The organism is Halomonas sp. PR-M31, assembly GCF_001039575.1.
GTDB lineage: Bacteria > Pseudomonadota > Gammaproteobacteria > Pseudomonadales > Halomonadaceae > Modicisalibacter.
In genome coordinates this window covers 173,673-194,547 of record NZ_JIBT01000001.1, presented here as the reverse complement: position 1 = coordinate 194,547, position 20,875 = coordinate 173,673, and the positions used below count along the sequence as shown (strand labels likewise).

The 20,875-nt window shown below is 61.4% G+C and carries 20 protein-coding genes, 1 pseudogene and 1 riboswitch; of the genes and pseudogenes, 10 read left to right on the top strand and 11 right to left on the bottom strand.

The genetic code is table 11. The annotated features are described in order from the left end of the window. On the bottom strand, positions 1-1,467 hold the full coding sequence (locus tag CH74_RS00895) for an NAD-dependent succinate-semialdehyde dehydrogenase (protein ID WP_048305587.1): 1,467 nt from the start codon (positions 1,465-1,467) through the stop codon (positions 1-3). A 238-nt stretch (positions 1,468-1,705) separates the two neighbouring features. After that, positions 1,706-3,420: pseudogene (locus tag CH74_RS00890) on the bottom strand (thiamine pyrophosphate-dependent enzyme). A gap of 244 nt (positions 3,421-3,664) precedes the next feature. Then, positions 3,665-3,773: riboswitch (TPP riboswitch) on the top strand. Positions 3,774-3,799: 26 nt separating this feature from the next. On the opposite strand from CH74_RS00890, the gene thiM reads away from it, so the two are divergent. The 6 genes from thiM to CH74_RS00860 all read left to right on the top strand — a co-directional run bounded on the left by thiM (position 3,800) and on the right by CH74_RS00860 (position 10,251). Then, on the top strand, positions 3,800-4,600 hold the full coding sequence (gene thiM, locus CH74_RS00885; protein ID WP_048305586.1) for a hydroxyethylthiazole kinase: 801 nt from the start codon (positions 3,800-3,802) through the stop codon (positions 4,598-4,600). Next, complete coding sequence (thiE, locus tag CH74_RS00880) at positions 4,590-5,210, top strand: thiamine phosphate synthase (RefSeq protein ID WP_048305585.1); 621 nt, start codon at positions 4,590-4,592, stop codon at positions 5,208-5,210. Before thiM ends, thiE begins: the two co-directional genes overlap by 11 nt. Positions 5,211-5,346: 136 nt before the next feature. Further along, complete coding sequence (locus CH74_RS00875) at positions 5,347-6,639, top strand: imelysin family protein (protein ID WP_082140227.1); 1,293 nt, start codon at positions 5,347-5,349, stop codon at positions 6,637-6,639. 72 nt (positions 6,640-6,711) lie between these two features. Further along, positions 6,712-8,121, top strand: coding sequence for a di-heme oxidoredictase family protein (locus CH74_RS00870; protein ID WP_082140226.1), 1,410 nt, complete (start codon positions 6,712-6,714; stop codon positions 8,119-8,121). Positions 8,122-8,142: 21 nt separating this feature from the next. Then, complete coding sequence (locus CH74_RS00865; RefSeq protein ID WP_048305584.1) at positions 8,143-9,150, top strand: imelysin family protein; 1,008 nt, start codon at positions 8,143-8,145, stop codon at positions 9,148-9,150. A gap of 3 nt (positions 9,151-9,153) precedes the next feature. Beyond that, entirely contained in the window at positions 9,154-10,251 is a 1,098-nt protein-coding gene (locus CH74_RS00860; RefSeq protein WP_156181287.1) for a DUF1513 domain-containing protein, read from the top strand. Positions 10,252-10,277: 26 nt separating this feature from the next. Here CH74_RS00860 and CH74_RS00855 read toward each other — a convergent pair whose 3' ends face one another. From CH74_RS00855 to CH74_RS00845, 4 genes are all read right to left on the bottom strand, one after another. Continuing rightward, positions 10,278-10,955, bottom strand: coding sequence for an RES family NAD+ phosphorylase (locus CH74_RS00855; RefSeq protein WP_048305582.1), 678 nt, complete (start codon positions 10,953-10,955; stop codon positions 10,278-10,280). Then, positions 10,952-11,353: an MbcA/ParS/Xre antitoxin family protein gene (locus tag CH74_RS00850; RefSeq protein ID WP_048305581.1), complete on the bottom strand. Its 402-nt coding sequence runs from the start codon at positions 11,351-11,353 to the stop codon at positions 10,952-10,954. Before CH74_RS00850 ends, CH74_RS00855 begins: the two co-directional genes overlap by 4 nt. A 120-nt stretch (positions 11,354-11,473) precedes the next feature. After that, positions 11,474-11,659 carry a hypothetical protein gene (locus tag CH74_RS19195; RefSeq protein WP_253272873.1) on the bottom strand — a complete coding sequence of 62 codons (186 nt, stop codon included), beginning with the start codon at positions 11,657-11,659 and terminating at the stop codon, positions 11,474-11,476. Then, on the bottom strand, positions 11,635-12,237 hold the full coding sequence (locus CH74_RS00845) for a TSUP family transporter (RefSeq protein ID WP_253272872.1): 603 nt from the start codon (positions 12,235-12,237) through the stop codon (positions 11,635-11,637). The genes CH74_RS19195 and CH74_RS00845 overlap by 25 nt, the downstream gene beginning before the upstream one ends. A gap of 173 nt (positions 12,238-12,410) precedes the next feature. Between CH74_RS00845 and CH74_RS00840 the strand changes: the two genes are divergently transcribed. From CH74_RS00840 to CH74_RS00830, 3 genes are read left to right on the top strand one after another with little or no spacing between them, the layout of a single operon-like run. After that, positions 12,411-13,319 carry a 3-keto-5-aminohexanoate cleavage protein gene (locus tag CH74_RS00840; protein ID WP_048305580.1) on the top strand — a complete coding sequence of 303 codons (909 nt, stop codon included), beginning with the start codon at positions 12,411-12,413 and terminating at the stop codon, positions 13,317-13,319. Beyond that, the gene (locus tag CH74_RS00835; protein WP_048305579.1) at positions 13,316-14,272 is read left to right on the top strand and encodes an L-carnitine dehydrogenase; all 957 of its coding nucleotides are present in this window, start codon (positions 13,316-13,318) and stop codon (positions 14,270-14,272) included. Before CH74_RS00840 ends, CH74_RS00835 begins: the two co-directional genes overlap by 4 nt. Further along, on the top strand, positions 14,272-14,739 hold the full coding sequence (locus CH74_RS00830) for a thioesterase family protein (protein WP_048305578.1): 468 nt from the start codon (positions 14,272-14,274) through the stop codon (positions 14,737-14,739). The genes CH74_RS00835 and CH74_RS00830 overlap by 1 nt, the downstream gene beginning before the upstream one ends. Before the next feature lie 5 nt (positions 14,740-14,744). Here CH74_RS00830 and CH74_RS00825 read toward each other — a convergent pair whose 3' ends face one another. The 4 genes from CH74_RS00825 to CH74_RS00810 form a co-directional block, all read right to left on the bottom strand. Continuing rightward, a complete protein-coding gene (locus tag CH74_RS00825; RefSeq protein ID WP_253272871.1) occupies positions 14,745-15,140 on the bottom strand; it encodes a putative zinc-binding protein in 396 nt (131 codons plus the stop codon). Between the two features lie 97 nt (positions 15,141-15,237). Continuing rightward, positions 15,238-16,842 (bottom strand): GMC family oxidoreductase, encoded by a 1,605-nt coding sequence (locus CH74_RS00820; protein ID WP_048305577.1) that lies wholly within the window; start codon positions 16,840-16,842, stop codon positions 15,238-15,240. 23 nt (positions 16,843-16,865) lie between these two features. After that, complete coding sequence (locus CH74_RS00815; protein ID WP_048305576.1) at positions 16,866-17,393, bottom strand: hypothetical protein; 528 nt, start codon at positions 17,391-17,393, stop codon at positions 16,866-16,868. Positions 17,394-17,403: 10 nt separating this feature from the next. Then, the gene (locus tag CH74_RS00810; protein WP_048305575.1) at positions 17,404-18,825 is read right to left on the bottom strand and encodes a coniferyl aldehyde dehydrogenase; all 1,422 of its coding nucleotides are present in this window, start codon (positions 18,823-18,825) and stop codon (positions 17,404-17,406) included. Between the two features lie 90 nt (positions 18,826-18,915). Between CH74_RS00810 and CH74_RS00805 the strand changes: the two genes are divergently transcribed. Further along, positions 18,916-19,902 (top strand): D-glycerate dehydrogenase, encoded by a 987-nt coding sequence (locus tag CH74_RS00805; RefSeq protein ID WP_082140233.1) that lies wholly within the window; start codon positions 18,916-18,918, stop codon positions 19,900-19,902. 60 nt (positions 19,903-19,962) lie between these two features. Here CH74_RS00805 and purU read toward each other — a convergent pair whose 3' ends face one another. Further along, complete coding sequence (purU, locus tag CH74_RS00800; RefSeq protein ID WP_048305574.1) at positions 19,963-20,829, bottom strand: formyltetrahydrofolate deformylase; 867 nt, start codon at positions 20,827-20,829, stop codon at positions 19,963-19,965. Between the last annotated feature and the right edge of the window lie 46 nt (positions 20,830-20,875).

Genomic DNA, 20,875 nt, shown 5'->3' with positions numbered 1-20,875 from the left:
TCAGCTTTCGATGCCACCCATGCAGATATACTTCATCTCCAGATAGTCATCGACGCCGTACTTGGAGCCTTCACGGCCCAAACCTGACTCCTTGATGCCGCCAAAGGGGATCACTTCGCTAGTGATGCCGACTTCGTTGACCCCCACCATGCCGTATTCCACCCCTTCTGAGACGCGCCAGGCGCGGCCAATGTCCCGAGTGTAGATGTAGGAGGCCAAACCGACTTCGGTGTCGTTGGCCATGGCAATGGCCTCGGCCTCGTCCTTGAAACGGAAGATGGGCGCGACCGGTCCGAAGATCTCTTCCTTGAACAGACGCATGTCCTTGTTGACGTTGGTAAGCACCGTGGGCTGATAGAAGCAGGCGCCGTTATCCGCAGGACTGCCGCCGGTGACGGTCTTGGCACCCTTGTTTTGAGCATCCTCGACCAGTTCCTGCACGCCCTTCACAGCGTCCTCGTTCACCAGGGGGCCCATGGTGACGCCGTCTTCCAGGCCGTTGCCGAGTTTGAACTCGTTGACCTTGGCGGTGAACTTCTCAACGAAGGTGTCGTAGATGCTGTCCTGCACCAGAATGCGGTTGGCACAGATACAGGTCTGGCCCGCATTGCGGTACTTCGACGCCAGGGCGCCGGCCACGGCCTTGTCCAGGTCCGCGTCGTCGAAGACGATGACCGGAGCGTTGCCGCCCAGCTCCATGGAGACCTTCTTGACGGTATCCGCCGCCTGCTTGAGCAGCTGCTTGCCAACGGCCGTGGAGCCGGTGAAGGTGACCTTGCGCACGATCGGATTGCTGGTCAGCTCGTTGCCGATGGCACTAGCACTCTTGCCGGCCACCAGGTTGATCACGCCCTTGGGCACACCGGCGCGCTCGGCCAGTTCCACCATGGCAAGTGCCGACAGCGGCGTTTCCTTGGCGGGTTTCATGACGAAGGTGCAGCCCACTGCCAAGGCTGGCCCGGCCTTACGCGCCAGCATGGCATTGGGGAAGTTCCAGGGTGAAATCGCCCCGACGACCCCTACCGGCTGGCGAATGGTGATCAGGCGACGATCATTGGCCACAGTAGGAATCACGTCGCCGTAGATGCGCTTGGCTTCCTCGGCAAACCATTCGATGAAAGAGGCGCCATAAGCCACCTCACCCTTGGATTCGGCCAGCACCTTGCCCTGCTCGCTGGTCATGATCACCGCCAGGTCGTCCTGATTCTCCATCATCAGGTCGAACCAGCGCCGCATGATCGCTGCCCGCTCCTTGGCGGTCTTGGCCTGCCAGGCGGGCATGGCGCGTTGGGCCGCCTCGATGGCGCGCCGGGTTTCGTTGGCCCCTACGCTTGCCACCTGGGTGATCACCTCACCGGTAGCGGGATTGATCACGTCAAACGTTTCGCCATCATCGCCATCGACCCACTGACCGTCAATATAGGCCTGGGTCTTGAGCAAGCTTGAATCTTTCAAGTTAAGTGTCATGAGGGCTCCTTCTCTATGGGTTATCAAGTCTGGGCTATCAAGAACAGTGTGAACCGGCGAATGAGAACATCGCAACGATCGCAAACAGGCTCTTAGTGCAGTACAGACGCCACATTCTGGCAAGCGAACAGCCCATCATAGTATATTTTTGACACTTGTCGTAAAAAATGAACATACCGCGTTACTATTAGCAATGCCCGGGCGCCAGACGGCGCCCGGTTGAACATATTGCCTTGATTTACCGTTTCAGGAAGTTGCTTTTCACCAGGTCGACCACATCCTCCATACGCCCATCCAATACCGCCTTGGTGGAGTACATGGCCGTGGAGGCAACCTGGCCGGCCTCGACCTTCGGCGGCATGACAAGCTCCATGGGGTTGACCTTCACATCAAGCAGCGCCGGACCGTCCTGAGCCAGCCATTCGGCGATGGCGCCCTCGAGCTCGTGATCCTGCTCTACGCGCCGCCCCCAGAAGCCCAATGCTTCAGCCAGCTTGTCGAAATGCGGATTTTCGAGCTTGGTGTAGCTGTCCAGTAACCCTTCCACTTTCTGTTCGATCTCGACAAAGCCCAGGGTGCTATTATTGAAAACGACGAGCTTGAGCGGAAGCTTCTCCTGTCTGAGAGTCAGCAGATCCCCCATCAGCATGGTCATACCGCCATCGCCGCACATGGCAATCACCGGCGATCGGGAAAGGCCTTCTGAATGCCGATTGCCTGGGGGTAGGCGTTGGCCATGGTGCCGTGCACGAGACTCGCATGGGTACGACGCTGGCCGCGGGTACGAATGTGACGCAGCATCCACACCATGGGGCTGCCGCCGTCTGCAGTGAAGAAGGCGTTATCCGGCGCCAGCTTATCGAGGGCCAGAGTCAGCTCCTGGGGATGAATCAGATTATCATCCTTGGACTCGTGGGCCGTGCTCTCCAGGGCTTTGTGGTATTGCTTGCGGCAGCTATCCAACCACTTGGTACTGGTTTGCTCCTTGAGCATCGGCGTCAGCACTGCGCAGGTGCCGCGCACACTGCCCATCAGGCCAATGTCCACCGGATGGCGCTTGCCCAGCTGCTGCGGATCGATGTCCACCTGAATGATGGTCGCTTTTTCTGGATAGAACTGTCCCCAGGCGAAGTTACAGCCCAACAGAATAAGCGTGTCGCACTCCCCTACCGCATGGAATCCGCCGGCTAGACCAAACACCCCGGTCATGCCAACTTCAAAGGGATTGTCCGGTTCGATGAAATCCTTGGCTCGAGAGGTCCAGGCAATGGGCGCCTTGAGCCTGGCCGCCAAGGCCATGACCTCCTCTCGCGCCCCCTCACAGCCGGAGCCGGCAAAGATGGAAATCTTGCCGCCCTTGTTGAGCTGTTCCACCACCGGTGCTAGCTCCAGCTCGTTGGGATAGATGACCGGGTTGACCCGGTGGGCGCGAAACGGCAGATCCTGGCTTGGGGTCTGGGTAAACAGATCCCCAGGCACTACCAGCACCGCCACGCCGTTCTTGGCCAGGGCCGCCTGGGCGGCCAGCGCCGTCATGCGCCGTGCCTGATCGGGATTGATGATGGTCTCGCAGAACACGCTGTACTGCTCGTAGATGGGAACGGGATCGACGTCCTGAGGGAAGGCGACGCCGCTTTCGCTAGTGGGTATCTGAGAAGCAATGAACACCACCGGCGAGCCATTTCGGTGGGCATCGAACAGCCCATTGACGAAGTGCAGGCTGCCCGGGCCACAGGTGCCGGCACACAAGGCAAGCTCCCGGGTCATGTAGGCCTCGGCGCCGGCGGCAAACCCGCCCACCTCTTCGTGGCGCACATGCACCCACTCAAGATCGCTGCGTCGAATGGCATCGGTAAACTGATTGATGGTATCGCCGACCACGCCGTAGCAGCGCTTTGCACCGGCCTGAGCCAGGGTTTCCACGATGATTTCGGCCACGTTACTGTGACTCATCTGCGATTTCCTCCGCATTGACGCCCTTGCCTGGGCGCGTGAACACTGCCGTCATGAATATATGACGGCCTTCCTAACAGCCTATGACGACTGGAAGACAAGTGCCAATCATGCAGGACATGATTGATGACGCAATATAATTAGCAAGAAAACATTAAGCATTTGTTAGCATCCGGCAGTATCTGAGGCAAACGATTTCGCCTTCGATCCTGCTTTGACAGCTTCGCGACGACATGCTTAGGTAACGCCACGACAGGGGCGCTGGCTTCATGCACTAACCGAAAGCCGGCTGAGAAGCACCCTCGGAACCTGAACCAGTTAATACTGGCGGAGGAAGTCGCGGAAATGTCCCGACCTGTCTCCGCCCGGAGGCAGCCATATGTTCGATTGCCCGTCCCATCTTGCGCGTATGCGCCAGAATGCACCGCTGGTGCAGAACATCACCAACCATGTTGCCATGAACGTCATGGCAAATGTGCTGTTGGCCATCGGCGCATCCCCTGCCATGGTGCATGCCAAAGAAGAAGTCGAGGAGTTCGCCGCCCTTGCGGATGCATTGAGCCTGAACATCGGCACACTGTCCGCAGAATGGGTCGAATCCATGCAGCTTGCTGCCCGCGCTGCCAATCAAACTGGCACGCCTTGGGTCTTCGATCCGGTGGCGGTAGGTGCCACAGCGTTTCGTCGCCGGATCGGTGCCGAACTCGTCGCATTGAATCCCAGCGTGATTCGCGGAAACGCATCAGAAATCATTGCTCTTGCCTCCGAACGCATGGGTGGTCGTGGCGTGGACAGCGCCGATCCGGTGGAAGCGGCGGAACAGGCAGCCATCGAGCTTGCCACACGCAGCGGCGGCGTAGTGGCGGTCAGCGGCCCGGTGGACTTCGTCACCGACGGTAAGCGAAAGGCCCGAGTCGCCAACGGCCATGCGCTGATGCCGCGTATTACCGTGCTGGGGTGCGCCCAAACCGGCGTGGTCGCCGCCTTTATCGCCGGAGCCGAGGATGTTTTCGACGCCACCCTGGCGGCGATGGCCTGCTATGGCGTCGCCGGTGAGATCGCTGGCGAAAGCGCAAACGGCCCCGGTAGCTTCGCCGTGGCCTTTATCGACGCCTTATACAACCTGAATGACGCACAGCTCAATAACCGCCTGCGCCTGGAGATGGACGATGACCTTTGATTTATCCCTGTATTTGATCACTGACCCCAAAATGTGCGCCGAACGTGGCCTTGTCGAGACCGTGATGGCGGCCGTGCGCGGCGGGGTGACCATGGTTCAGCTACGAGATAAACACGCCTCGGACGCGGAACTGATCGAGCAGGCCAAGGCGCTGAAAAAGGCACTCGTCGGCAGCGGCGTGCCACTGATCATCAATGACCGGCTGGAAGTGGCCCTGGCCGCCGATGCGGATGGCCTGCATATCGGCCAGACCGACGGCAACGCCGCCGCAGCCCGCAAGGCGCTGGGTTCGGATGCCATTTTGGGGCTATCCATCAATACTGCAGAACAGCTGGCAAAGGCGGATACGTCGCTACTCGACTATGTAGGCTTGGGACCGGTATTCGCTACTGCTACCAAGAGCGATCATGAATCGCCGCTGGGGTTTGATGGTCTGGCAGCATTGGCCGCGATAAGCCCGTTACCCAGCGTGGCTATTGGCGGCCTGCAGGCCCAGCATGTGGATGCCGTAGAAAAGGCGGGGGCTCGAGGAGTCGCGATCATCTCCGCGATCTGTGCCGCGTTGGATCCTCAAGCAGCGTCGCAGCAATTCGCTACAAATTCTTTCTAAATTAGTATTTTACAATGGCGGCGCTATTCAGAACAACTGCCGGGGAAAAGCATTGCAACCTAGGGTTGAATGCCTATAATCGCGAAGAAGAATAACTCGCATCCAATAATGATTTTCTTTTCTTCAGGAAGCTGCCATGACCCGCTTTCACCTCGCGCCACTTGTTGTTTCTATCGCCACTTTCAGCCTGGCTGCTCAAGCCCAAGCACAAGAGCAAACCAAGTCAAACGACAATGTCACGCCTGAGGCGGTGGTCGAACACTATGCCGATCTGGCCCACGCCACCTTCCAGGATGCCCTGATCACGGCGCAAAAACTCGATGAGGCCACCGACGCCTTCATCGAAAATCCCAACGCCGACACTCTTGAAGCCGCCAAGCAGGCCTGGCTGGCGTCCCGCATTCCTTATCAGCAAAGCGAAGTCTTTCGTTTCGGTAACCCGGTGGTGGACGACTGGGAAGGCCAGGTCAACGCCTGGCCCCTGGACGAGGGCATGATCGACTACGTGGAAGGCGATGACTACCAGCACGAGCTGGGTAATGAAGGCGCCACGGTCAACATCATCGCCAGCAACGAGATCAACGTGGGTGGCGAGACGATCGACGTCAGCGACTTGACGCCACAGCTGCTGGCGGATCTCAATGAAATTGGCGGCTCCGAGGCCAACGTGGCCACCGGCTATCACGCCATCGAGTTTCTTCTATGGGGCCAGGATCTACATGGCTTCGAGGCCGGCAACGGCGACCGTCCGCCCAGCGACTACCAAACCGGAGAGGACTGCACTCACGGCAACTGTGATCGCCGCGCCGCCTATCTGGATGCGGCCACGGATCTGTTGGTCAACGACCTGGAGTGGATGACGGCGCAGTGGGCACCGGAACAGCAGGACAACTATCGCGCGGAATTGCTGGCACTTGAGCCACAAGAAGGCCTGCAGCGCATGCTGTTCGGCATGGGTTCGCTATCGCTAGGGGAACTCGCCGGCGAACGCATGAAGGTCGCACTAGAAGCCAACTCCTTCGAGGACGAGCACTCCTGTTTCAGCGACAACACCCACAACGCCCATTATTACAACGGCAAGGGCATTCGCAACGTCTATACCGGCCAGTATGAGCGGGTGGACGGCAGCGAGCTGAGCGGTTCTTCGCTCTCCGATCTGGTCGCCAAACAGGATAGCGAGCTCGATGACACCTTGCGCCAGCAGCTCAAGGACTCCATGGCGGCCCTCGATACCCTGAAGCAGACCGCCGAGGCCGAAGAGTCACCGATGAAATTCGACATGATGATCGCCCCGGGCAATACCCAGGGTAGCGAAATGATCAATAATGCCATTCTGACGCTGGTCGAACAGACCGGCTCCATCGAGCAGGCTGCCAACACGCTGGGTATCGCATCACTGGAACCGGACACCGCCGGCCACGATTTCTAAGATACCCGTAAAAAACAACGGCGAAGCCCCATCTCAAGGCTTCGCCGTTGACGCTTCAACGAGGTCTTTTCCATGACCGCATCGCATCATCTGATTTTCTGGGCGAGTCTCTGCCTGGTAGGACTGGCAACCGGTGCCGCCGCCGAGGAATATCCGCTGCAGAACACCCCCAAGAGCGCGGGTGAGGGCACCGTGGAGCAGTTCGATCACAACGCCTATTCCCTGCCCCTGAGCAATCAGTCGATGACCAAACGCCTCGATTTCAGCGTGGGCAACAGTTTCTTCCGCAACCCTTGGGTTGCGGCTCCGGCCAGCACCGAGGCTCGGGACGGCCTGGGCCCGCTGTTCAACACCAACTCCTGTCAGGGCTGTCACATCAAGGACGGTCGCGGCCATCCACCGGCCTCGGGGGAAACACCGGTCTCGTTGTTCTTGCGCCTATCCGTGCCCGCCGACCCGGAAGAGGACGCGGAACTCCTGGAGCGCCAGGGCGTGAAGCCTGCCCCCGTCTATGGCACCCAGTTGCAGAACGCGGCCCTGCCCGGTGTCAAGCCGGAAGCAAACATGGTGGTGGAGTACATCGAACGAGAGGTCAAGCTGGGAGACGGTTCACCGGTCAGCCTGCAAGTCCCGGAATATCGCATCGAAAATCCAAATTACGGCCCCCTACCCGAGGATCTACTGACTTCGCCCCGGGTAGCGCCACCGATGATCGGCCTGGGGTTGCTCGAAGCAATCGAGGAAAAGGATCTTCTGGCCAATGCGGACCCGGAGGATGCCGATGGCGATGGCATCTCCGGGCGGACCAATGTGGCCTGGAACCGTGCCACCGACACCCTCCAGATGGGCCGCTTCGGATGGAAGGCCGGTGAGGTCAGCATCGAGCAACAAAGCCTAGGCGCCTTCGCCGGCGATATGGGTTTGACCTCGAGCCTGAATCTGGCCACGGACTGCGACCCCAAGCAGCGCTGTGACGAGACTCCTCATGGCGGCGAGCCGGAAGTCAGCGATAAGATCGCCAACTTCATCACCTTCTACGCCAGCAGCCTGGCGGTGCCGGCGCGCCGCGACATGGACGACCCAGCGGTACAGACGGGCGCGCGGAAATTCAACGACCTTGGCTGCGCCGGCTGTCATACCCCGCGTCACCAGACCGCCGAAGTCGAGGATCGGCCAGAGCTGAGCGACCAGACCATCTGGCCCTACACGGACATGCTGTTGCACGACATGGGCGCGGCGCTGGCGGATAATCGTCCCGAGTTCAAGGCCAGCGGCCAAGAGTGGCGCACCCCGCCGCTATGGGGCATCGGCTTGGCGCAAACCGTCAATCCCCGCGCCAGTTTCCTGCACGATGGGCGCGCCCGAACCTTGGAAGAAGCCATTTTATGGCATGGCGGTGAAGCGGAAAGCGCCAAGGAACAGTACCGTCATCTGCCCGCAGAAGAGCGCGAGACCTTGCTGCGCTTTCTTGAATCTCTTTGAAGAGTATAAGGAACAAACAGCATGACCTTGCGACGCTCTCTTCTCGCCCTGCTTGCCACCTCCCTGCTGTCATCGTCGGCCTGGGCCGATGACGCCGAACCTAAGGAGCGCTGGTACAGCGCTATCGGCGGGCAGTATCAAGCGCTCCAAAATGAAAGCACTGCGCTTGCGGACACCTTGCAAGAGGGCTGTCAGAATCCCGATACGATACGCGATGCCTGGCTTGCGGCCTACAAGGCCTGGCAGCGGGTGCGCTATGTGGATTTCGGCCCCATCGAGCAGCGAAGCCGCGCCTGGCAGCTGCAGTTCTGGCCGGACCGCAAGAACCTCATCGCCAGAAAGGTCGATGCCTGGCTCAAGGCCCCCAACCCGCCCACCCCGGAGCAGGTCGCTGCAGACAGCGTTGCTCTCAAAGGCTTCCCGGCCCTGGAATATCTGCTGTTCGAGTCCGAGAACGGGAATGAGGTACCGCTAGAATCACCACAAGGCTGCGCCCTGGCCGGCGCCATCGGCCAGCATCTGGCCACCACGACCCAGGCGCTGAATCAGGACTGGCAGGCTTTTGAGGAGCATTACCTGAGCACCGAAGGCTATACGGAAACCACCGTGGAAAGCGCCCTGCACGGCCTGCAGATTCTGGATGACAAACGCCTGGCGGAGCCCATGGGTCTGCGCGGCAAATCCCGCAACGGCTATCTGGCGGATGCCTGGCGTAGCAGTGAATCCATCGCCCTGATCGCAGCGTCACTGGCGGGACTGGAGCAGAGCTTCCTGCCGGGGGCGCAGGCGCTGCTGCAACAGGAAAGCGAGGCGGAGCTGGGCCAGGAGCTGGAAGAGACGCTCTCCGAGACCCGCGCCTTGGCGGAGTCACTGCCTTCCGGGCTTGCCCCAGCGCTGGAAGACGAGCAGGCCTATAAGGGACTGCAACGCCTGTACGTGCAAGTCGAGCAGCTGCGCCAGCTGATGGAGTACAAGATCGCCCCGGCGCTGGATATCAAGCAGGGGTTTAATTCAAGCGACGGAGACTGACCCATGCTGAACCGTCGCCACTTTCTCAAGAACAGTCTAGTCCTGAGCGCCTGGGCGGGGCTGGCCCCCGCGCCTTGGGCCTGGGCCGACGACGAACCGCTGCTGTTCAGCGCGGTGGACGATGCCGAGGGCAAGCACTGCCTGGCAGGCGCTACTCTGCGGGGCGAACTGGCTTTCATGACAGACGTACCGGAGCGCTGCCATGGCGGCACACGACGCCCGGGCAAGCGCGAAGTGGTGATGTTCGCCCGGCGGCCCGGACGGCAGCTTCATGTGCTGGATATCGATGCCGGCAGCACGCGGCTGTCCATTGAAGCGGGAGACGGCCGCCACTTTTACGGTCACGGCGTATTCAGCCCGGACGGGCACTATCTCTATGCCACCGCCAATCGATTTGAGAGCACCGTGGGCATCATTCAGGTCTTCGATGCGGCGCGTGACTACGCTCTCGTGAAGGAGTTCCCCCTTGACGGTATCGGCCCCCACGAGCTGCGCCTGCATCCGGATGGCGATACGCTGATCGTGGCCCTTGGCGGTATCGAAACCCACCCGGACTACGGTCGCGCCAAGCTCAACCTGGATAGCATGGCGCCGGCACTGCTATTGATGGACCGGCACAGCGGCAAGATTCTTGCGCGTCATGAACCTTCTCACCATCAGCTTAGCTGCCGCCATCTGGATGTCGGACCGGACGGCACGGTGATTACGGGTTATCAGTTTCAAGGGCCGGAGTGGGAAACACTGCCATTGATCGCCCGGCTGGATGGCCGGGCCGACGAGTTTAAAGAGCTTGCCCTGCCTGAACCCCTGACGACCTCGCTCAAGCAATACATCGCAAGTGTCGCCATCTCCGGCAATGGCCGCCACGCCGCGATCACTGCACCCAGGGGCGCTCGAATATTGATCATGGAAACCCACACCGGAAAACTGCTACGCGAACTTGCCCTGGAAGACGCCGCCGGCGTAGTCGCAGAAGGCGAAAACGACTTTCTCGTCTCCTCGGGCCGCGGTGGGCTCTATCGTCTAAACAGCACGTCCAGCACGCCGGAACGCCTAACCCAACTGCCTGTGCACTGGGACAACCACCTGACCCTGGCGTAAGCACTGCTGGCAATCCATTCGGGTTACTAATCGACCAGGCTCAGTTCCAGCACATGGCGGATGCGCTGCCCATCCCAGTCATACCCCAGATGCCGCCCCTGGCGGGTGGGAGAGAGTACCGGGGGACGTAATACAGCGGCGCACTCCCCCTCTGGATCACGCACGCTGGGGTAGACGATCCCATCACGACGAGACGCCCTGGCGTCGCGTCCAAAGGTCTGACCTGCCGACCAATCCTCAGGAACGAGAAAGGGCGCGGCAGAGGCCGCGTTGCGCAAGTCGATCAAACACCCCGCCAGATCAGACAGATAGACGCGTTGCGGTAGTAGCATGGGTGGTTCGTTCGAATCCCGCAGGAACCGCTCGGCGTGATAGCGCGTTTCAGCGATGGCCGTGGCCTCGCTAAGGGCACAGTAGTAGACGCCAAAGGTGCCGTCCGAGAAGCGGCTTCCTTGACTCGAAAAATGGCAGAACGCGGCCATGATCGGCGTCCAGCCCGGACCATAGCGACGGTCCTCTTCGTCTACGAGATGGATAGCCCCAGCCTGCTCGCGAAGTCTCGCTGAGGTTTTGCCTTCGAGTTCCTGGAGCAGGTTCCAATCGTCCGGATCGGCGACGCGCTCAAACAGGTCGATGGGTGGAAATCGAGAGGGAATGATGCGATAGCTGGGGCGCCAGCGCACATCATTTGTCGAAAGGCTCATGCAAAGCCGCCGCCTCTTGCAGCATCCAGGTATTGGCGGACCACATAGAGATCCGCGACCAAACCCTGGCGCAAGCGATCGAGCGGGGCCTGACCGGCGAACAGCGGGTTCCGATTGGGTCGGCGCAGCCACGCATCCGCCGCCTCGGCGTTGGGCAACAGGATCTGCAGCGCCTTGTAGATTCCCAGGAGCAGGGACATGCGCTCGAGATGATTCACGTCCAAACGTGCGCTGTCAGGCACCTTGCGCCAGCGGCGGTAGGTAGAGTCGGGCACGCCGAGCAACACGGCGGCCTCCTGTTCTTTCAGCCCCCAGTCACGGACGATGTTGGGGAAGGTGCGCATGGCCGCGGCGCTCATATCACGGCGCTTATCGTTGCTGAGCTGGTGCAAGGACATGGCGGGGCTCTCTCTATGCATCGCTCAAATGACGAAACATTTTACATCATCGCTCAAATGGCGAATTTTGTCACGAGAGAACTTTTCGCCAAAAACGCATGACCTACCCTTGAGCACACCTCAATGGGCAACTATCTGCTCAGCTCCCATCCACAATAAACGCAGCGCCAAAAGCGTCAGCATCCATTTGAACAGGCTGTCGAAGCGCTCGGCGCTTAACCCTTTCAGCAAACGCAGCCCCAGCCAGGTGCCCAACAAGCCAGCAGCGATCATCGCCACCATCAGCCCCAGCCAGTCGCGAAACACGAATCCGGCGAAGCGAATATAAACGCCTTGGTCAGGTGCTGCAGGCTCATGCAGGCGGCGAAAGTCGCCACCCGGGCAAAGGGCGTGGTCTGACTGTGCTTGACGAAGGCGGCAACTAATGGGCCGCTGGCGCCAATCAAACTGGACAGAAGCGTGGTCACCGCGCCGGCAAGCAGCGTCGTGCCTTGGCCCAGCCTGCGCTTGGGCAGGCTCGGCCCCCAGCAGGAGTAGAGCACGAACAGCGCGATACACAGCTCCAGCACGCCGCTGGGCAGGCGGATCAGCAACCAGGCGGCGGCCAGGGCGCCCAGCACGACACCGGGCAAGAACGCAGCGATCAATTGACGATCGATGTGTCGCCAGGTGAGGGCCGCACGCCCCAGGTTGGAGCCGAACTGCACCATGCCGTGTACCGGAATCAGCGCCACGGCAGGCATTACCTGAGCCATGACGATGATCAGCAAGGTGCCACCACCGATACCGGCGCTCGCCGAAATGGCGGAGGTCAGCGCCGACAGCGCAATCAGTACCAGCTCGAGGGTGCTGGAGAGCGGGGAAAGCGCGTCGAAAAGCGTCACGCAGGACGTCCTGTTCAGTGAAATTTGACGCGGATTATATCGGATTGGAGCGGTGCCGAAACCGACATGACTAAGAAGAGTGACGTAAAACGTCAACACCATGTCGCAAAACGTCGATTTAGCCGGCGGATTTTCTACCACACTAATGTCAATTCAATGACGGAGTTCTTCCCATGAACCGCAACATGATCCTTACCTGCGCCCTGACCGGTGCCGGCGATACCTTTGATAAGAACCCCAACGTTCCTGTGACGCCGGAGCAGATCGCCAATGCCGCCATCGAAGCGGCGAAGGCTGGCGCCAGTGTGGCCCACCTGCACGTGCGCGACCCGGAAACCGGCGGCATCAGCCACTCCATCGAACATTTTCGTGAGGTGGTGCAGCGCATTCGCGAGGCTGATCAAGACATCGTCATCAACATCACCGCTGGCGGCGGCGGCGACTGGATTCCGGATGAGAATGATCCGACCCGGGGCGGCCCGGGCACCGACATGCAGACCCCGGCGGAGCGCCACGCCCCAGTAGGCGAACTGCTGCCGGAGATGTGCACCCTGGATTGTGGCAGCCTCAACTTCGGCGACATGGTCTACATCAATACCGCGGACTGGCTGCGAGAGCACGCACGCTTGGTACAAGCCGCCGGGGTCAAGCCGGAACTCGAATGCTTCGACCTGGGCCATGTCTGGTTCGCCCGTCAGCTACAGGAAGAAGGCCTGCTCGACGGTGATCCACTGTTCCAGCTGTGCCTAGGTATCCCCTGGGGCGCGGAAGCGGACACCGAGACCATGATGACCATGCGCAACAAGCTGCCGGCAGGCGCCAACTGGGCCGCCTTCGGCATCGGACGGTTGCAGATGCCCATGGTGGCTCAGGCCATGCTGCTCGGTGGCCATGCCCGGGTCGGTTTGGAAGACAATCTGTATCTGAGCAAGGGGGTCAAGGCCACCAACGGCCAGCTGGTCGAGAAGGCTGCCGGCCTCATCGAGAACCTGGGAGGCAAGGTCATGACCCCCGCTGAAACCCGCGCCTTCTTGAAGCTGCGCGATCCTAACACTGGTAACACCGCAGGAGGCCAGGTATGAGCAAGCAGTTTTCCGTGATCGGCACCGGTGTGATCGGCAACGGCTGGATTTCCCGGGCCCTGGCGCAAGGCTTCGATGTAGTGGCGTTTGATCCCATGGAAGGGGCCGAGGCGCGTACACGTAATGCGGTAAAAAACGCCTGGCCCTCTTTGGAAAAACTCGGCCTTGCGGACGATGCCAGTCAGGAGCGGCTGCGCTTCGTCGAAAGCCTGGAGGAAGCGGTCGAGAATGCGGATCTGGTGCAGGAGAACGTGCCGGAGCGCCTCGAACTCAAGCGCGAGATTCTTGCTAAGCTGGATGCGGCAGCCCCGAGTGCCACCATCGTCGGCTCGTCTACCTCCGGCTTCAAGCCCACGGATCTGCAGCAAGACTGTTCCAACGCCCCGGGCCGGGTGATCGTCGCTCACCCCTTCAACCCGGTCTATCTGCTGCCCTTGGTGGAACTGGTGGGAGGCGAGGCCACCACGCCCGCGCAGATGGAAACCGCTCAGGCGCTGTATCGGGACATGGCCATGCGACCACTGATCGTGCGCAAGGAGATCGAGGGCCATATCGCCGACCGCTTGATGGAAGCGCTGTGGCGGGAAGCGCTGCATCTGGTCAACGACGGCGTGGCGACTACCGAGGAGATCGATGCGGCGGTGGTCTATGGTTGCGGCCTGCGCTGGTCGTTGATGGGCACCTTCCTGACCTTCCACCTGGCCGGGGGCGATGCAGGCATGCGCCATATGCTCGAGCAGTTCGGCCCGGCACTGAAACTGCCCTGGACCAAACTGCAAGCCCCCGAGCTTACCGATGAGCTAATCGACAAGGTCGTCAAAGGCTGCGAACACCAAGCCGCCGGACGCTCGGTGTCCGAGCTCGATCAGCGCCGGGACGACTTCCTGGTGGAACTGCTCGATCTGGTACACAAGTACTGGCCGGAAGCCGAAGGGCTCAAGGGGCGCATCTGATGCGCATTCTCGACATCCGGGTCGCGCATGAGTGGGTGGATTACAACGGCCACATGAACGACGCGGAGTACGCCCGGGTCTTCTCCCTGGCCCTGGAAGCCTTGATGGATCATATCGGACTGGACGAGGCAGGCCGCGCCGAGCATAGCTACACCATCTACACCCTGGAGACTCATCTGTGCTATCGCCGGGAGGCCCACCTGGATCAGGCGTTAAGCGTGAATGTGATGCTCCTGGATCGGGACGCCAAGCGCCTGCATGTCTTTATGGAAATGCTAGACGCTGACGATCGGACCCTCGCCACCAGCGAACAGATGCTGATGGGCATGGGGGTGGAAAACGACAGCGAAGGCGCTCGCCCGGCGCCTTTCCCGGCACCGGTGGCGGAACGCATCGAAGGTCTGCCTCAGGCCGAAGCGGACAAATGGCCGGCCCTGGCTGGCAGGCGGCTGGGTATTCGGCGCTGAGAAGTCTACGCCTCGGCGTTCATCGGCAACCGCGCAATGATATTGCTGACATCGTCGCAGACCCGGGCGATCTCTTCGTCGCTGTAGCGCTTGCCACGACGCTTCTTGTAGCCCATTTCGTAGAGCTTGACGTGTTCGGTGGCGGTGACGCCGGCGTTGTCCAGGCAATGGCTGACGCAGTGCATCTGGCAGCCGTCGATGGCGACGATCGGCCGACCGGAACGGGCGGTCTTCACCAGCCCGGGCACGCCGCCGCCGACCCCGGCGATGCAGGACATCTCCGCCACGCCGGCATGATCGAGGCGTACGGCGGTTTCATTGGCGAGCTGCGCCACGTCGGAGCAACCCGAGCAGGAATAGATCAGGGTGCGGGGTTTACTTGGACGTTGCATGCTAGTCATGATTCCTCCCTGTGATGATGAGAGACGGCAAAAGAGGGCTAGGCCCCCCGACGCCAACTATGGTCGCATGCTAACGGCATCGGCATGTTGAGTGAGGTCAAGGATGGCGCTGACTGTTCATCTCCTCAGCGAGCCGGCTCGCCAGGCAGGCGACGATGGCGTAGATGGAGAGCTGGGGATTGGCGCCGATGCTGGTCGGAAACAGCGAGCCATCGAGGACCGACAGATTATCGAGCTGATGATGACGCCCGCGACTGTCGACCACCGCATAACGCGGATCGTCCCCCAGGGCGCAGCCGCCCATCACGTGGGCGCTGGCCAGGCGCACGTCATGTAACGCATAGCTGAGGCGCTCCACCTGCGCGCGAAAATCCGGCCAATCCCGGCTGAGACGCGCATGACTATGCCCCGGCATCACGGCCTCGGCGCCGGCGGCAAACTGCAGTTCGCCCATGGCCAGATAGGCGCGCCTGACCCCACCAAAGAGATAGTCGTTGAGCGGGTAATCCAGCACCGGCGTGCCGTCTTTTCGTAATACCACCTGCCCGCCCCGACTCTCGGAATGAAAGCCATCGCGCATCAGGGCGATCGCCACGCTGCTGTGAGAGAGCCGGCTCATGCGGGCAAGGCCTTCCCTTCCGTGACCACCGAACAGCGCCGCCATGATGCTGGGCTGCATGGGCGGCACCTCCAGCTTGAAACCCAGGGGGCCGGTCACGCCTTCACGCCATTGGAAATGATCGCTGTGCACGGATTGCGGTGCGCCGTAGTAGCCGTCGATGCGTTGATCGAACTGGGCCACCGTCAGCGCCACCGGGTGCAGAAAGGTGCGCTTGCCAAGTCGCTCGAACGGGTCCGGCGCCTGGGAGCGCAACAACAACCCCGGCGTGTTGATGCCGCCACCCGCCAGTACTACATGATGGCCACGAATCTGCAGGCGTGGCCCAACGGCCCGGCTCAAGGTGGCATTCATGCCCCGGCATTCCACTCCCACAACTCGCTCATCTTCGATAACCAGGCGCTCCGCCCGGGCGCTATGGATCAGGGTGGCACCGGCCTCCAGGGCGGCCGGCAGGGTGGTCAGCAGCATCGACTGCTTGGCATTGGTCGGGCAGCCGGTGCCGCAATAACCGAGGTTCCAGCAGCCACGCACGTTGCGCGGGATCGTTGACCAGTGCCAGCCCAGCGCCTCGCAACCGGCAAGCAAAACGCCGTTATTGGGATTCGGCGGGACGGCCCAGGGCGCGATGCCAAGTCGTGCTTCCATGCGTTCGAACCAGGGCGCGAGACTCTCGGCATCGAGGCCCGTTACCGCGTGGGCCGCTGCCCAATGGTTCAGGGTCGGCGCCGGGGTGCGAAAACTGCTGGTCCAGTTCACGGTAGTGGAGCCGCCTACGGTTCGCCCCTGCAGGATGCTGATCCCGCCATCCGCCGTCATGCGCGCCGCCCCCTCCTGATAGAGCTCGGCATAGGCTTTGGCCTCGTCGTTCTCGAAATCGGAAGAAGTCTTGTGCGACCCCTCCTCCACCAGCACCACGGAGAGTCCGGCCCCGATCAGGATCTCGGCGCTGGTGCCGCCCCCGGCCCCCGTGCCGACAATGATCACGTCGGCCTCGAAGACCTGGTCCTCATCGAGTCGGGAGGCATCCAGTACACGCCAGCCTCGGGCGAGGCCTTGCAGGAACGGATCAGGTACCGGCATGGGCGTTTATCTCCTGTGGTCATTCATACGCGCGGCGGCCCGGGATAGCCGGTCTCGGCCCAGGCCATGGGCAGCGCGTACCAGGCCATCGACAGCAGCTGATTGAGCGCCTTGACCCCTTGACGCAGCAAGTCAAAGCGGCTGTCGCGCCAGCGAATCAGAAAGGCATCGATCTGGCCGGGTGATGCGTTCTCCCAGGCGCTCCAAACACCGGTCAATGGGCCTCGGGTGAGCGGCAGGTTGAGCAGATCGAGCAGCTCGCAAACGTCCTTGTGAATGGCCGGCGACATGGCCGCCAGGCTGCGATCGAGCTGACGAAGCGTCGCATCGGCGGCGCTTTCATTGTCTGCCAGGGCAGGATGAGGGCCGATCACCGCAGGAAGCAACACGGCCAGCAGCCCCAGATCGCTGTCGCGCAGCACCATGAAACCCGCCGCCGGCTGAGCGGATGAGCAACCCGAGAGGCTCGCCGTGACCCCCACCGTGGTCAGGGTCAAGCTGGCGCCCAGGCCCAGCTTCAGGAGTTCGCGGCGCGAGATCACAATCGGCATCGGCCCTCCCTCACCGTACAAACCAGCGATAAATCAGCATTTGTAGCTTGCCGCCATAAGGCGGGTAGATCAGCTTGGCCGTGTTGAGGCGCTGCTTGATGAACACCCCCTTGGCCTTGCTGAAGGTGAGGAAGCCCTCGTGACCATGATAATGGCCCATGCCCGAGGCGCCGATGCCGCCGAAGGGCATGTCCTCCTGGGCCACGTGGAGCACGCTGTCGTTCACGCACATGCCGCCGGCGTGGGTGTGGCTCATCAAGCGGCGCTGCTCGGCCCTGTTATAGCCGAAGTAGTACAGCGCCAGCGGGCGCGGACGACGAGCCACATAAGCCATCGCTTCCTCGATATCATCGACCGGGACGATCGGCAGCAGCGGGCCGAAGATTTCCTCCTGCATGGCCCGCATGTCATCGGTGACATCGAGCAGCAGGGTCGGCGGTATCACTCGCGAACCCTCGAAGTTCTCATCGGCCGGATTGATGGCGATCACGCGGGCACCCTTGGCCCGGGCATCGTCGAGGACGTCGACGAGCCGTCGATACTGACGCTCGTTGACGATCCGGGTGTAGTCCGGGTTGTCAACGAGGCTCGGGTAGAGCCGTGTGAACGCCTGGCGCAGCGCCGCCTCGAGTTCGTCCACCCGCTCTCGCGGGCAGAGTACGTAATCCGGCGCGACGCAGGTCTGGCCGGCATTGAGTCCCTTGCCGAAGGCGATGCGCTCGGCGGCATGCTCGATGGGTACGTCCCTGGAGACGATGGCCGGCGACTTGCCGCCCAGCTCCAGGGTCACCGGGGTCAGATTGTCCGCGGCGGCGCGCATCACGTGCTTGCCTACCGCGGTGCTGCCGGTGAACAGCAGATGATCGAAGGGTAGCTGCGAGAACGCCCGGCCGATATCCGCCTCGCCGGTAACCACCGCGACCCGGTCTTCCTCGAAGACCTCGCCCAGCAAGCGGGCCACGACCTCGGCGGTGGCCGGGGTGAACTCACTCATCTTGAGCATCGCCCGATTGCCGGCGGCCAGGGCGGCGATCAAGGGGCTCATGGCCAGATAGAGCGGATAGTTCCAGGGCACGATGATGCCCACCACGCCGAGGGGCTGATACACCACCCGCGCCCGGCCTGGCTGAAAGGCTATCCCGACCCGACGCCGGGAAGGCTTCATCCAGCGGCGTATCCGTTTCACCGCATAATCGATACCCTGCACCGTCGGCAATATCTCCGCGAAGCGGGTTTCATGAGGCGAACGACGGCCGAAGTCGTGGCTGATGGCCTCGATCAGGGCATCCTGATGGCGAATCAGGCTTCCCCTGAGCGCCTTGAGCAGACGAATGCGCGCCGCCGCCTCCGGCATGGGCTCCCGATTGAAAGCCTCGCGCTGGGCAGCGAGCAGGCGTTCGAGGTCGGCGTTGAGGTGTGAACGATCGGTCATGAAACATCCCGGGTGGCGTTGCGTCTTCTGCGTTATATCACTCGCTGTGACGCGGTACGATATAGGCCCACTATCAAGAGGAGAATTACGCTGAACAAGAAACCCGTTCTCGTCTATGGCCGATTGACCGACGATCAGCTGGCCGCGCTATCCCGGGATTTCGAGTTGACGCGCTTCTCAGGCACCGACCTGGCCAACGACCCGGCCTTTCATGAGGCGCTAAAAGATGCCCACGGTCTGGTCGGCGGCGCCAGCTTGTCCGTCACCTCCGAGCTGCTCAATATGGCACCCAAGCTGGAAGCCATCGCCAGTATCTCGGTGGGGGTCGACAACTATCCGATCGACGAGCTGACCCGTCGCGGCATCCTGCTGTGCAACACCCCGGATGTGCTCACCGAAACCACCGCCGATACCGGCTTTCTGCTGATCATGGCCACCGCCCGGCGCGCAGTGGAACTTGCCGAGTTCATCAAGCGCGGCGACTGGAAAACAAGCATCAATGAAGCCCAGTTCGGCAGCGACGTGCACGGCAAGACCTTAGGGATGGTCGGCTTCGGGCGTATCGGCGCCGCCATCGCGCGCCGCGGCGCCCTGGGATTCGGCATGAAAATTCTCTATTCCAACGCCTCCCCCAAGCCGGAACTGGAAACCGAACTCGGCGCCGAACGTCGCGAACTCGATGCGCTGCTCGCCGAGGCCGACTTCGTCTGCGTCACCGTGCCCCTGACCGAAGACACGGAGAAACTGATCGGCGCACGGGAGTTCTCGCTGATGAAACCTTCGGCGATCTTCGTCAACATCGCCCGGGGCAAGGTGGTCGACGAACCGGCACTGATCGCGGCGCTGAAGAACGGCGAGATCAGGGCCGCCGGCCTCGACGTGTTCGAGCAGGAGCCGCTGCCAAAGGACTCTCCCTTGCCGCACATGAACAACGTGGTGGCGCTGCCGCATATCGGCTCGGCTACGACCGAGACCCGCAACGCCATGGCCCAGCGTGCCGTGGACAACATCACCCTGGCGCTCAAGGGCCAGCGGCCGATCAATCTCGTGAATGAAGATGCTTGGAGGAATACATAACTACTTTTCACCACTTGCTCTTTGATTTTACGACTGAGCTGGTATTTTATTAGCTTCTCATCAGCTCCCCGCAAACACCACCGTGCGTTTGGCATGCAAAAACACCCGGCGCTGCAGGTGGTAATCCACCGCCCGGGCCAGGGTCTGGCGTTCGATGTCCCGGCCTTTGGCCACCAGATCCTCCGGGTAGTGGCTGTGATCCACCACTTCCACGCCTTGGGTGATGATCGGCCCTTCGTCAAGATCGTCATTGATGTAGTGGGCCGTGGCACCGACCAGCTTGACCCCTTTCTCGTAGGCCTGATGATAAGGCTTGGCGCCCTTGAACCCTGGCAGCAAAGAGTGATGGATATTGATCGCCCAGCCACTCAGGCGGGTACACATCTCGCTCGAGAGCACCTGCATGTAGCGCGCCAGGATCACCAGCTCGGCGCCGGTTTCCTCGATGATACGCCACACCTCGGCTTCCTGCTGGGGCTTGGTTTCCGGCGTTATCGGGCAGTGGTGATAGGGAATTTCATGCCAGACGGCCAGGGGTTCGAGATCCGGGTGATTGGAGATGATCGCCCGCACATCGATGGACAGCTGACCGGTACGGTAGCGATAAAGCAGATCGTTAAGACAATGATCCGTCTTGGAAACCATGATCACCACCGGGGTGCGCCTGCCGGGTGCGGCCAACTCGAAGGTCATGTCGAACTCTGCCGCCCGAGGGGCAAATTCGGCCTGGAAGCGCTCATCATCGAACCCCTCGTTTTCGGGTCGAAACTCGACACGGATGAAGAAACGCTCTGCCAGACGATCATCGAAGGAGTTGAGTTCGGTGATGTAGCAATGCTGCTCCTTCAGGAAGCGGGTGACCACATCCACGGTGCCAAGGCGGCTGGGGCATTGGGCGGTGAGTATCCAGGTGTCGGTGGCGCTCATGCGAGGCTCCTCAATCGACGATGAAAGGCAAGGACCATTCTAACCA